This is a genomic window from Coleofasciculus sp. (genome assembly GCF_046539235.1).
Classification (GTDB): Bacteria; Cyanobacteriota; Cyanobacteriia; order Cyanobacteriales; family Coleofasciculaceae; genus Coleofasciculus.
On sequence record NZ_JBKHHI010000144.1, the window covers coordinates 1 to 14,485 of the forward strand.

Genomic DNA, 14,485 nt, shown 5'->3' on the forward strand with positions numbered 1-14,485 from the left:
GGCGGATGCTGAGGCTTACTGACAATTGACTTAACGTTCAGCTAACTCCAAAACCATCTAAGTTGTCGCTGCTGCACGCGCTGCGGCTGCTTCATCGGGATGAATTCCCAAACGAGTCAGATTAATCCGACCTTTGTTGTCAATTTCGCGGACTTTCACAATCACTTCATCGCCAACAGCCACCTCATCTTCGACCTTACCGACACGATAATCTGCCAGTTGGGAAATGTGAATCATTCCCTCTTTCCCGGGTAACACTTCCACAAAGGCACCAATGGGAATAATCCGAGTCACGCGCCCTGCATAAACATCCCCTTCTTCTAAACGCCGGGTCATGCCTTGAATTAGGGTAATCGCTTTCTTTGCCTTTTCCCCTTCAACAGCAGAAACCGTAATTGTGCCATCATCATCAATATCGACTTTGGCACCGGTTTGTTCCGTAATCCCTTTAATCGTCTTACCACCAGGACCAATCACCAACCCGATTAAGTCCGGATCAATCTTCATCGTCAGCAAGCGTGGCGCAAATGCAGACAAATCAGGGCGGGGTTTGTCAATTGTCGCCAGCATCTTTTCTAAGATGTGCAGTCGCGCTGGTTTGGCTTGTTCAATCGCTTTGGCAACGATTTCCATGGACAGCCCGGTGATTTTCATATCCATTTGTAACGCGGTAATCCCGCTATCCGTTCCCGCGACTTTGAAGTCCATGTCGCCCAAAAAGTCTTCAATTCCTTGAATATCGGTGAGAATCCGGACTTCCGTGCCTTCCTTAATCAATCCCATCGCCGCCCCACTGACAGGCTTGGTAATCGGCACCCCTGCATCCATTAAAGCCAGAGTCGATCCACAAACCGAACCCATCGAGGTTGAACCATTGGAGGAAAGCACCTCCGATACCACCCGAATCACATAAGGAAATTCATTTTGCGGCGGTAACACGGGAATAATCGCCCGTTCCGCTAACGCCCCGTGACCGATTTCCCGGCGTCCCGGCGATCGCATGGGTTTGGTTTCCCCCACAGAAAAGGGCGGAAAGTTATAGTGGTGCAGGTAACGCTTCTCTTCTTCGGGATTCAGATCATCCAACATTTGAGCATCCCCAGGCGTTCCCAGCGTCACCGTAGACAAGACTTGAGTCAAACCGCGATTAAATAAACCACTCCCATGCACACGAGAGGGCAATAGACCCACCTGACAAGACACTGGACGTACCTGATCCAGTTTACGCCCATCAACGCGCACCCCGTCCTCGACAATTTGCGATCGCATCAGCTTCTTGGTCAAGCTTTTGAACAAACTGCTGAGCAGTTGATCATCAGCCGCCGCCACCCGCAGGGGATCATCCTCTGGACGTTCAGCGATGGGAGCCAGAATTTCATTTTCCTTGATTTCATCCAAGGCTTGATCACGACCATGCTTATCTAAGTCAAACTGAGACAAGACCTTCTTTATCGATTTCGTGGCGCGATCGCGGATAAAATCTTCTAGTTCCGACGGGGTTTCTGGCGCTTGGGCTTGGATAATCTCAATCCCCAATTCTTTGAGCAGATTTTGCTGAGCCGCAATTAAATCCTGTACGGCTTCATAACCAAATTCAATCGCCTCAATAATATCCCGTTCTGGCAGTTGATTCGCCCCGGCTTCCACCATGATCACCCCTTGGGGAGAACCCGCGACCACCAAATCTAGATCACCATTGTCGATTTCGCGGTAAGTTGGATTAATAATGAAATCATCTCCAACTAGCCCCACCCGTACTGCTGCCATCGGACCATAGAATGGGATTTGGGCTTGCAGTACCGCTACTGATGCCCCAGTTACCGCCAGCACATCCGGTGGCACTTGTTCATCCATAGACAAGGTTGTGGCTACAATCTGAATATCATCCCGTAGCCAACTGGGAAACAAGGGGCGCAACGGGCGGTCAATCAAACGGCTGGTGAGTGTTACTTTTTCCGGAGGACGCCCTTCGCGGCGCAGAAACCCACCCGGAATTCGACCGGCTGCATACAGTCTTTCTTCGTAGTCCACTAATAAGGGGAGAAAATCGATGCCTTCTCGACCCGCTGAGCGAGTCGCCGTGACTAAAACCGCTGTATCTCCTGATTCAATTAGTACAGTTCCCCCAGCTTGGGGTGCTAGTAGACCGGCTCTTAGCCGAATATCCCGTCCATCAAAGGATATTGATTTGTCTAACTCTACCATTTGGTTCGTTACCCTTCTCTGTTTATCATGTTTTTTTCTCTGTCGCAATCCTAGCACTTATGGAATAAGGTTGCTTTGAAAATGGTTTTAAATGTTGACCATTCACGACTTTCGAGGGAACCTGGTTTTGAATGTTCCAGATCTGCCATAGTGCATCTGAGTTTTGAGGTTAGTCGGGGCAGGTTTCACTATTATGGTTTTTTATCCAGATGCGACTAAATTCACCCCGACCAAGTTTTAAGTTATCATTGCGAGACTTGCTGCCTCACACTCATCCTGGAAAATTAAACATTTGACAAGCAGCAATTGATAGTATTGGGTTCTATTTTCATTTTTCTATAAACATGGCAATTTTACATGGTAGTTGGATTACTGGCGAATCTGATAGTTATTTATTTGTTTGGGGAGAACAATGGCGTCCTTTAGCGTCTGTTAACTTTGCTACCAACTTGGATATTTTGCCCCATCCCTTTGCCATGACACAGGCAGAGTTAAGCGAGTTTTTAGGCGATCGCGGCTTAACCCTTCCCCAACCAGGAACCGGAAAAAGCCACAGAGATACGGAGAGTGCGATCGCCTCCTGGCAAACCCAAGTCTTCGTATTACCCACTCACCCCGCCCCTGCTAAGACATCAGCCTACCCGATTCTTTCTGCCCAACTCCCGACAGATGAGACAGACTCCTCATCCCTAGAACTGCACCCATGGAACGTTGCTGGCTACCGTCTCACTCCCTCAGCCGCCCTCCCCTTTCTTCAATCTCTACCTTTAGGGGGATTCAACGTCTCCGATAATTACGTCGGATCGGACTTACGGTTTTGGACTCATGTTTATCGCTGGAGTTTAGACTTACTAACTCGGTGTAAATTTTTACCCGGATTGTATCGCCAGCCCAATGGCGAAGCCATCGCCTACTGGCAACCCCTCCTCGACAGCGCCACCGATCAAACTCGCTTAGCCGAGTTTACCCAATCCATGCCCTTAGCTTGTCAAGCGTATGAGGGTAATGTAGAGACGTTGCATGCAACGTCTCTACATCCCCAATCAATAATCTTAAACTTTTTAAGACACGCCATTGATATTCAGGTGCAAAATTGGGTTGAATCACTATCACCCCCAACCGCGACCTCACCCCTACCCGAATGGCTGCAAGCCCTCTGTAGCGCCAAGGATAGCCTGGATGTCGAACCAATGGCGATCGCACGTTTAGATACAGCACTCTCCACTTGGACAACCTCAATTCAACAGCACCTGGTTACTCCCACCACCCAAGGTTTAACCCAAAATCTCTTCCGCACCTGCTTAGTCTTACAACCGCCCCAACCCGATGAAGCCAACTGGCGGCTTGACTATTGCTTGCAAGCCATGGACGAGGCAGACTTATTAGTCGATGCCAAAACGATTTGGCGGCATCCTGTCGAACAATTAGACTATCACGGACGAACCATTGAACAGCCCCAGGAAACCTTACTCAAAGGATTAGGATTAGCCTCTCGCCTCTATCCCCCCTTAGAAGCCAGCTTACACGAACGCTGTCCGCGATTCTGTGAACTTAACCCTGTCCAAGTGTATGAATTTATCAAAGCCAGCGCATGGCGACTACAAGACAGTGGCTTGGGGATTATCTTACCCCCAGGATTAGCCCCCGGATCAGGAGAAAAACGCCTCGGCATTAGTATTACCGCAGAAGCACCCAAATCCAAAAAAGACGAACGCTTAGGATTACAAAGCCTGCTGAAATTTAAATGGGATTTAGCAATTGGTGATACCAAACTCTCCAAATCCGAATTCCAACGGTTGATGTCCCTCAAATCCCCCTTAGTTGAAGTTAATGGCGAATGGATTGCCCTGCAACCTGCGGATGCGCGGGCGGCGCACACCATTCTGACAGCATCAAAGGAAGATATGAGTCTGTCAGTCGAAGACGCCCTACGACTGGCGACAGGCGACACCAAAACATTAGGAAAACTGCCTGTCGTTCACTTTGAAGCATCCGGGGCGCTGCAAGAGTTGATTACCAATCTCACCGGAAATCGCACAATTGAACCGATTGAAGTTCCCCAAGACTTTAACGGTACACTACGCCCTTATCAACTTCGAGGCGCGAGTTGGCTAGCCTTTTTGGAACGTTGGGGCTTAGGTGCTTGTTTAGCCGACGATATGGGATTGGGAAAATGCGTCGCGCCTAGTACATTAATTTCCGTCAATGGAACAGTTATCCAAGCTGAAGATATTTGGAAACAGTATGCAACAGAAGCGGAATTTGATGGGGAGGGATTTTGGAGTCAGCCAACAGAGTCGTTACTGATTAATGCCATTGACTCACAAACCCATAAAATGACCACCGCTCCCATTCAGCGTCTCTATCGCCAGCGAGTGCAGGAAAAACTACGCACCGTTAAGCTTAAAGATGGGAGCCGAATTACGATTACCTATCGTCATAAACTATTAACCCATCACGGTTGGACGACTAATTTTCAGGTGGGTGATTATGTCGGTGTACCTGCCAGAATGATTTGGCATGGGCAACCCGAAGATCCGGATTTGGTGAAGTTTTTGGCTTGGCAAATCGCCGCAGGATGTGAGGAATCGGATCGAGCGAGGGTCAACATTTCACAGCAAGACAAAGACTGTTCACAAGACTTGCTCCAAATCTTCCAAAAAATCGGTCAGCGGTACAACCTAAAAATCAATAATCCTAGTATTTGTACCTACCCGAATCGAGTACCAGATCTGCGAATCAATAGCCAAGCCTACCGAGAATTCTTACAAACCAAAGGATACAGTTGGGGGATGCGATCGCAGGCTAAATCTATTCCAGATTTTATTATGCAGGCAGATCTAGATACGGTAAAGATATTCCTCCAAAACTATTTCGATGCGGAAGCGTCTGTTATTTATCAGATGCGAAGTATTGAAATCATTACAGCTTCCCCCTTACTGATTCAGCAACTCTCTGTATTACTACGGCGCTTGGGAATTTGGTTACGAATTTCATCCAAACACCAAACAGCAACAAATGGCAAACAAATTATCCACACTTACTATAGTGGTACAATCGGTGGCAATTCAGCACGTCGATTCTTAGAAGAGATTGGATTTAATTACCCAGAAAAACAGCGCAAATTAAAAGAAATCTGTGAACGAGTCAGTAACACGAATGTAGAAGGAATTCCGGCATCTGATATCGTAGCGGAAACCGTCACAGCGACTCAATTACCATTCCGGCATTTGGGGATGCACAACACAGTCTATCTTAATGGCTCACAGCAATTTTCACGAGCTAGCCTAGAACGAGTTGTCGCCGGAATGGAACACATTATCAGTGGCGTGGCGGAACGAGACTATCGACACCAAAAACCATCGACGTGGACATCTCAAACTCTGGATGTTTATACAAAACTCGACAAACCCCAATTAAATTTCACCAAAGAACGCTTACAGTGTCTCCTAGATCAAGAAGTTTTCTACTGTCAGATTCAGGAGATCGAGGATATCGACTATGAGGGATGGGTGTATGATTTTGAAGTCAGCCACCATCACAACTTTGTGGCAAATAACATTCTTTGTCATAACACAATTCAAACCATTGCCTTTCTACTTCATTTAAAAGAGCAAGATGTTCTGGAATCGCCCACATTATTAGTCTGTCCCACATCCGTACTGGGAAACTGGGAACGGGAGGTGAAAAAATTTGCTCCGACGCTCAAAGCTATGGTACATCATGGCGATAAACGCTCAAAAGGCAAGACATTTGCCAAAGCGGTTAAGAATCAGGATTTAGTGATTACCAGTTATCCATTAGTGTATCGAGATGCCGCCACCCTAGAATCTGTATCCTGGCAAGGTGTCGTATTAGATGAGGCGCAGAACATCAAAAATCCAGGGGCGAAACAGTCGCAAGCTGTGCGGAAACTGCCGACAGAATTTCGCATTGCCTTAACCGGAACCCCTGTAGAAAACCGATTATCGGAATTGTGGTCAATTTTAGATTTTCTCAATCCCCAATATTTAGGCGATCGCCAATTTTTCCAACGGCGGTTTGCTATGCCAATTGAGAAGTTTGGCGACAGGGATTCATTGCAAACTTTGCGATCGCTAGTGCAACCTTTTATTCTCCGCCGTCTGAAAACTGATAAGACGATTATTCAAGATTTGCCAGAGAAACAGGAGATGACAGTATTCTGTGGACTCGCCGCAGAACAAGCCGCCCTGTATCAGAAATTGGTGGATGAATCATTGGTAGAAATTGAAGCAGCGGAGGGAATTAAGCGCAAGGGATTAATTCTAACCTTGCTGATGCGACTCAAACAAGTCTGTAATCATCCCGCCCAATTATTAAAAGAGAAATCCTTAAAAGACGCCAAGCGTTCGGGGAAATTACTGCGTTTACAGGAAATGTTAGACGAAGCAATTTCTGAAGGCGATCGCGCTTTAATTTTTACCCAATTTGCGGAATGGGGGAAACTGTTGAAACCCTATTTAGCCAAACAATTTGATCAGGAAATCTTGTTCCTCTATGGCGCAACTCGCAAGAAACAACGGGAGGAAATGATTGACCGTTTCCAAAATGACCCCGAAGGACCACCGATTCTGATTCTGTCATTAAAAGCGGGAGGAACTGGACTGAATTTGACGCGGGCAAATCATGTTTTCCACATTGATCGCTGGTGGAATCCGGCGGTGGAGAATCAGGCGACAGATCGGGCGTTTAGAATTGGTCAAACTCGCAATGTACAGGTGCATAAGTTTGTCTGTACGGGAACGCTGGAAGAACGGATTAATGACATGATTGAAAGTAAGAAGCAGTTGGCTGAACAGACGGTAGAAGCCGGGGAAGACTGGGTAACGGATATGGGTACAGATCAGTTGCGATCGCTGCTATTGCTTGACCGCACGGCGGTGATTGATGAGTAAGGGAGAGGTGTGCGATCGCGCGTCGTCGGATTCTCGGATAAGTCAAGATTCGATTTTGGTGATCGCCTCTTCTGGTGATGTTTTGCTAGAAATCACGGCTTCAATACCCGGAAGGTATTGATCCATAGTTAAGACATTGGTGTAAACCAACTGTTTCAATGTTTCTTCGGTCAGAAAGTTATCTTTAATATCAATGCTAGTTTTGTAGCGAATTTCACCTGTGTTGAAGTCTAGTTCAAAGTTGCCGATAATCATGCCAAAATTAGCGCGACAAACAAACTCTCCTAACTGTTTGCGCTTCTTCTGAGAAACTTTAACTGGACAGAGGGAATAAAAAACAAATTGTTGCTGTGCTTCTCTGGCTCTAGCATAGCAGTTTAACTGACCATTTTTCCCTTGAAATAGGAGATGCAAAGTTGAGTTATATAGCTGTTTAAATGCCCATTTTTCCTCTTGAAAAAAACTGACCATCACCTGAAAAATAGTCCTTTCCAAAGCAACGTCTTCGGTTATCTCAGAAATAGTTTCAGTTAGTTCTGCAAAGGCATTTGTCATCTCTTCAACAGTTTCTGAAACCATCTCCTGAGTCATTTCCGAAATGCTGTCAGTTATCTCAGCAAAGTTTTGGGTCATTTCCTCCACTGCTTCTTTTACAGCATCTTCAGTCACTCCTGAACCGTTAGTTTTAGCCCACTCCTGGGCAAAATTGAACATCGCTTCATTCATTTTTTCAGGATCAATACCGTTGGCATTAATATCGGCAGGGTTAAGATAATACCAGAGAGTGCGATAACCAGTAGTCTTTTGGCTGACTTGTGTGGCGTACCAACTATGCACGGAGAGGAGAGGATGATTAGGTTGTTCCTGGCTAAGGTGTTGGAGGTAAATTTCTGCTTGTTTCGGAGTTGCAACATTGTCAGTTAGATGAGGTAGTAAAGCTGTGTCTAAAGTGGCTTTGATTGTAATATCAGTTGTGGCTTGAAAAGCTCCATTTGAGAAAGGACTGCGGATTTCTGGTTTTAGGTTGAATAAGGCTTCTTTGTTAATGCGCTGATAGATGTCTGGGCTAACTTGAAAGGTCAGATAACATTCTGTAATATTGTTATTCTGGGTAACAATTGCTAGTTCTATCCCTAATAAATTTAGAGTTGATTCGACATGCTCAAGAAAAGATAGTTTGCTCCTGAAAGAATAATGCTCTGTACTGCTTTCCATGCTTGCCTTTTAATCTCCAGTCTCAAAACTAGCTAACTTACTGGCAATAATGTATAAAATTAAGAGGGTTTCTTACTGTTTTTTTGGGAAGCCAGATTAATTTCCCGATATAGCCGGTTAAAATTAAACTTGAGATTCCACACGCTCAAGTTGAGTACAATATTGTTGATAACTTTCATCACTCACAAGTTCGGGTTGTAATTCCAAGAGAGCCTTCAGCACATCTCTGATGAATTGGAGCCACTGCTCTAAAAACTGTTTAGCTGGAACGGTAATATATGTCTCAGGTAAAAACTTAAATCTCATACCTGAACCCGGTGCAGTCTCAAAACGGATTTGAATTACATTATCTTGGCGTTCCATCAACATTCCCACATCTGTACCTTGCTCAAAGAAATCAATCTCTAATGCGTGATTGGTGTCTTTTGTTAGTTTTGTCAAAACCTTAGGAATCGCCTCAAAAATAGTAGATAAATCTGGATCTAAATCGAAGTACGCCTCATGACCTCGGACACTGACAGTAAACTGACCTTGGTAAATTGATAGGAAGTAATCCAAACAAATAGAGAGTTTACTTGCGTCTACTATTTTGATAAAAGAAGTGGGCTTATTTCGCTTCTTCCACCAGTAAACTATTTGAAATTCTTGACTCATCTTGGCTATTGTTTAACTAAAAGGGTACGCTGTTTTTACTATTCCGTCAGTATCACGAATGACTTTTACAAGCTTGACATTTTTGAGTATTTCTCCATTAGGAAGATAGACATCACCAACTGGTTTACCCATATTGATAACGTGTTCACCCGGTTCAAAAGGTGCTAGTTGTTCTGCTTCAATGATAAACTCTTCATTTTTCCAATGTCCCTGGGGATTATTTGTACTGCGAGCACGATCTATCAGTTCTTGAGGATTTCTTTGGGGTCTATGAGTTTTTACAGCATGACCATAAACCTTTGAATTAGGATCGCTCCAGTTACCCAAGCTATCATGTGCAGCTTGTTGCTCTGGAGTAAGTTTGGGCGAAGAAGGCTTTTTACGGCTAAGGTCAGTCCATTCTTCAAATGTCATTGGTTCCCCAGCCGCTTTGCGACCACGTTCAGCCATATAGTGTTGATATCTTTCCCAGTCTCCTTGATCAGTTCCCTGAGAATGTTTTTGCATACCTTTGTGACGGCGTTGGGCTAGTTGCTGTTGATATTTTTTCCACTCCTCTACCAATTTTTCATAGTCTTCTCTAGGAATTGCATCTTCAGCACTACTGCGTGGATTATCAATCTCTACCTTAGTTTTTCTACCATCTACTATCTGAGTTTTTGTACCCTTTGGAGAACGTCTATCAATAAGTGATATTAGCTGATTATCGGGTAAATCGTCCCCAAGTGCAACAACCTGTCCACGACCTGCTGGGCTCGTCAGTTCGTCTCCTATCCTAGCCAATTCTGGCAATTCGTCTTGTTGGAGTTCTATAATTCTTCCATTAGCAAGAAGTATCCAAGGATTTATCAATCCTTCAAGTTTAAATCTTCGATTCTTAACCCGAATACGGAAAGCTTTAAAGCGCATCTTGTTCAACAGTCCCTGACCCAAATCCTGGAGACGTTTAAACTGTTTACCAATACCACTTCCAGCAATTCCCTTAAACAGTACCTTTCCTTTCTGAATCAGGTACTTCGCACCCTTAATAACTGCTTGCGTGACCTTCTTAGCAACTTGGACACCTCCTTTAGCTAATGCCTTCGCACCTTTAGCCGCCGCCTTCGCACCCTTAAGGGCTGCTCCACCAACTTTGAAGGTCAACCAGGACAATAATTCAATCGCTCCTGCGGCTAAACCTTTGGCTAAACTCTTACCTCCGGGTTGAATTTCTCCTTCCCAACCCTTAGCCAGATAGTCGCGGATATGACCCCCAATTTGAGCAATGGTTACTCCAGCAAATAAGGAACCAACGACAGCCATGATGGTTGGTAAAGCCGCCGTTATCGCTCCACCTGTAACGATATTTGCCGCAATGAATCCCGCAACCCCGACAACTCCTGCACCCAAAACAATGGGCCAATTATCTGACCACCACTGACTAATCCCTTGCTTCATCATCTCCCACTTGATTTCGGCTCGCTGTTTCGGGGTTAGTCCATCATCGGGAATAGTCTCGGGGGCTTGTTCTCCTCCCTCCTGCTTTTGACCAGTGGCTTCCGCCATAATCGCTTCCATTGAGCGACTCTCATCATTAGACTCACCCAGCATTACTTCCCCATCACCATTGGTTTGTTCCATTAACTGGGTGACTAACTCAGGGGAGAATTCCATGTTGTTTTCTACGCCATCAACGCCAACATTTTGAGTCGTCCAAGGGGGACTCGGTAACTCTGACGCTTCGCCACCTGACGCCGTACTTTCTCCTTGTTGGTTGGGTAAACTAATACCCATAGCGGCGGCTTGGGATAATTCTTGAGGTGAGAGCGGTTGGTCAAGATTTCCGCCCAACAGTTCCTCTAAAGCCGCCGTTTCAAATTGACTTGGTGCTGTCTTAGCGGCTTCTACCAGGTTGCCAATACGTTTAAATAGTTCAGCAAACTCACCGTTAATAATCATGCCGATAACGGTGAAAGCGCCGTTGTAAATATCTTGGATGAGACCCAACAAAGAGTCTAAGGTATTGGCAAGAAAATCGAGAACCGCAGAAATTCCTTTCTTTAATAAGTCAGCAGCAGCATTAACCGCTTTCTCGGCTTTTTTAACTGCTTGGTCAATCTTGGCATTGATTTTCTTGGCTATTTCTGGAAAGGCAGCAAAAGCAACTTTGACTAACCCTTTAAGAATTGCACCAAAGCCTTTGATTAATCCAACAATTGCTTGACGCGCTAAATCAATCGCTGCTGTCGCTAGTTTTTTGGCGGCATCAAAAATTGCTTTAACGGCTTTGCGAAGGTTGTCATAGATGAAATTAACGGCTTGTTTAATGCCATCAATCAAGGCTTTGGCTTTCGATTTCACCCAACCCAAAAATCCACCTGATTCTTTTTCGCCTTCCTCTTTCTTCTTGTTGGCTTCTTTGTCGGCTTTCTGTTTTTCTTGTTCCGCTTCCTTCTCCGCGTCTTCTAGATGTTTGGCAGCTTTCTCCTCTCCTTTAAGCTTTTCGGTGTCAATTTTATCTCGCTGTTCCTGACTAGCTTGACTAGCTTTTTCCTGATAGTCCTGATCAACTGTATCGAGTTCGGTTCGCCACTCCTGTCTGGCTTGAGTGACTTCTGTCTTGGCTTGTTCTTGTTCGGCTATTTGTTTCTGTTTCGTTTCTTCATCTAAACCAGCAATTTCCTGGTCAGCATCTGCTCTGGCTTGGACTGTATCGGTGTCAAACTTATCTTTACCTGCCTGATATTTCTCTTGTTCTGCTCCAATTTTTTCTCTCAGGAAAGGCGTCAAGGATTGATTCAGTCCGCCTGCGGCTTCTCCTGGTACAGCAGGCGCTTCCAGTCCTTGAATTGTCGGCGGTGCAATAGCCGAGAGTTCTTTGTTTGCTTTGAGGGTTTCATTGCTGGCTTTGGGGAAAATGCTATTCTCACCAAAGTCTTGATTCGTGTCAGTAACGGCTTGGGCTTTCGCAGTTTGTAACTCTTGATTCGATTGTGTCTGAGTGGACTGAATTTGAGCCGGAGAAGCGTCTCCACTTAAATCCACATTAGGACGTTCTCCAGCACTGGTGCTAATTTGACTGCTGTTCATCTGGACATTAGACAAAGCTTGTTGAGCGCTGCGACTCAGGGCTTCGTCATTCTGTCCTTCTTGTGGAACATTACCACCAGCGAGTTGGGTTGGTGCAGGTGGTGGAGCAGGAGGAGCTTCTGAGACTTGGGTATCATAGTTAGCTTCGGATTGAGCTGAACCTTCAGCTTTCACTTCAACCTGCGGCTCTCCTTTTGATTGAGCGGCTTTTGTTGCGGCTTTCTCTGCTGTTTGAGTAGCTTCTGTTCCTTGAGCAGGTAATCCAGTCGGTGCTGGAATTTCTGGTATTGTTTCCTGTAGGTTTTGTTTTTGTTTGTCTAGTGCTGGAACTGAAGCGGTTTCGGCTTGAGCGTAAGCAGAAATAGCTTGCGTCGGTGGTGTATTTTTTAGCTGTTCGATAATCTTACCGGGATCTTCCGCCGTAATCGTAACAGCTTCTTGGGGGGCTGATGCCGCTCCTTCTCCCTCTGTACCTCCACCCAAACCAGTGTCTTGAGTTTGGTGAGTCATCGCGGTTGGCGGTGTTGGGGCATTACCCATGCTTCCCGCCGTTCCCGTTTCAACTTGGCTTTCTACAGGAGTTTCTACTTTTTGTTGAGGCTGTTCCTTTGTATTTGTTTCAGGCTGCTGGTTTTCCTGGGCAGCTACTTACTCTACCTTGGTTTGAGGTATTTGCTGTTCTTTGTTAGAGGTCAATTCCAGCGGATTATCTTCCAGCTTTTTTGCCTCTAGGGATTCGGGTTGAGTTTGCTCTTGTTGTAAGGATAAAGGTTGTTGTTTATCTGATAAAAATTCGGAACTCTTATCCGATAAACTCTTAGGTTTCGGAGTATCAAGTTCTTGCTGCTTTTGCTGCGACTCATTCTCCTGTTGTGGGGCTTGTCCACTACCGCGCTTCCGTTGAATGGATTGTTCTAGAGAGGGTGTAGCTGTGGCGTCAGAGGATTGTAACTGTGTTCCTTTTTTCTGAACCGTTTCTTCCTCTGGTTTCTGGAGGGGTTGGTTTTGGATGTCTTCAGCCTCGGCATTATCCTGACGTTGAACCGTTTGAGGCGATGAGTGATTCAATACAGGATTAACGGGTTTGACTGGTGACTCAATTTGCTGTGATGTAAAGGTATTGAGTCGATTGAATCTGGGGTTAGGAGGGGATTTTATTGGCTGGACAACCTGATTCGACAACCTGCCAAAATTAACCTGTCTCTGAATCGAGGATGACGGTGTATCGGGAACGTTTACTGGAATGGAGAGAAAATTATGATACTCTTCTGATTTTTCAGTTTGTTGATTGGGTGTATCTGAGGGTTCGGATTGGCGTTGAACCGTTTGAGACTCACTCGATGATATCTCGTCTTCTTCAGCCTCTGGGATTTGCTGGCGTTGGATAGTTTCATCCGATTCCTGCGGCTCTTGTTCAGCTTCTGGCTCAACCTTTTCCTGGTTTTCAACGGGCTGCTGTTGAATCGAATTGCCAAATCCTCCGAAGTTTATCTGTCTTTGTATAGAGGATGGCGATGTACCCGGAGCATTAACCGGGAGTTCGAGGAAATTACGAGAAGGTTGTTCGGCTTTCGCTTGAATGTCAGGTTCTTCTTCTGACTTTTCAATGGTATCGGTATCCGATTCAGTTATTGCCTCCGCTTCACTATCCGGTATTTCTTGACGCTGAATATTACCATCGGAAGAGGAAGAATCTGAGGTTTCAGCCAAAGCAAGATTCTCTGGCTCTTTTGTCTCTTCTTGAACTTCCGACACATCCGCCTGAATGTCTACAGCATCAGTAGTCGGCTGCTGGTTCGTGATCTCACCCGATGTTAACTGACTTTGACTCGCTACTGTGGGAGCTGGTGTCTTAATCGGAATGTTCTGGGAGTTATAACCTAACTGGGAGATTTGCTCAGCTTGTTGTTTGAGCTGTAGTTTTTCCTTTTGTGATAATGGCGGTGGTAAGGGTTTGACACGACGCCTCTGTATTGTGAAGGGATTCGGCACAGGTGTCGAATTGGGCTTTGAGAAGCCTTTTTTCCAGAGGTGTTCGTGAGAAGACATTGCCGAGTGCCTCAACGATCGCAGTAATTCTGCTGAAGAATCACTCTATTCTACCTGCTTAGTGCTGGAAATGGACTCAATTGTCATCAAAATTTAGGTGGTTAGCTAAATAGGTTTTGTTAAGGGGCGCGATCGCTTCTCCCTCTCAATGAGATTCTTATCCTCTGTATAGGTTGTATAGGTACGCATTGCTTCTACTCTTCATTCTTAATCAATTCACCTAAATACAGTTCGACAAACGTTTCGGCGGCGGTTGGATTAATATCCTTAAGCGCCTTGACGATATCTGCTACCGTCTCAGCCGTGGGATCTGCGCGTTCATGAAACCAACGATTGACGATGGTGCGCTCAATGCCTAATGCCACCGCCAATTTATT

At 45.5% G+C, this 14,485-nt stretch carries 7 protein-coding genes; 1 reads left to right on the top strand and 6 read right to left on the bottom strand.

What is annotated here, in order from left to right; genetic code table 11:
• Positions 1-57: 57 nt before the first annotated feature.
• Positions 58-2,205 (bottom strand): polyribonucleotide nucleotidyltransferase, encoded by a 2,148-nt coding sequence (locus ACLFWI_RS14605; RefSeq protein WP_446413521.1) that lies wholly within the window; start codon positions 2,203-2,205, stop codon positions 58-60.
• A gap of 344 nt (positions 2,206-2,549) precedes the next feature.
• Here ACLFWI_RS14605 and ACLFWI_RS14610 point away from each other — a divergent pair, with 344 nt between their 5' ends.
• Positions 2,550-7,121 carry an SNF2-related protein gene (locus tag ACLFWI_RS14610; RefSeq protein ID WP_446413522.1) on the top strand — a complete coding sequence of 1,524 codons (4,572 nt, stop codon included), beginning with the start codon at positions 2,550-2,552 and terminating at the stop codon, positions 7,119-7,121.
• Positions 7,122-7,163: 42 nt separating this feature from the next.
• Here the strand turns inward: ACLFWI_RS14610 and ACLFWI_RS14615 are convergent, their stop codons facing one another.
• The 5 genes from ACLFWI_RS14615 to ACLFWI_RS14635 all read right to left on the bottom strand — a co-directional run.
• Positions 7,164-8,336, bottom strand: coding sequence for a YbjN domain-containing protein (locus ACLFWI_RS14615; protein ID WP_446413523.1), 1,173 nt, complete (start codon positions 8,334-8,336; stop codon positions 7,164-7,166).
• Positions 8,337-8,459: 123 nt separating this feature from the next.
• Entirely contained in the window at positions 8,460-8,990 is a 531-nt protein-coding gene (locus tag ACLFWI_RS14620; RefSeq protein WP_446413524.1) for a hypothetical protein, read from the bottom strand.
• A 12-nt stretch (positions 8,991-9,002) separates the two neighbouring features.
• Entirely contained in the window at positions 9,003-12,599 is a 3,597-nt protein-coding gene (locus tag ACLFWI_RS14625) for a hypothetical protein (protein WP_446413525.1), read from the bottom strand.
• A gap of 108 nt (positions 12,600-12,707) precedes the next feature.
• Positions 12,708-14,108, bottom strand: a complete 1,401-nt coding sequence (locus tag ACLFWI_RS14630) for a hypothetical protein (RefSeq protein ID WP_446413526.1) — start codon at positions 14,106-14,108, stop codon at positions 12,708-12,710.
• Positions 14,109-14,302: 194 nt separating this feature from the next.
• The coding region (locus ACLFWI_RS14635; protein ID WP_446413527.1) for an XRE family transcriptional regulator at positions 14,303-14,485 on the bottom strand (183 nt) is incomplete at its 5' end.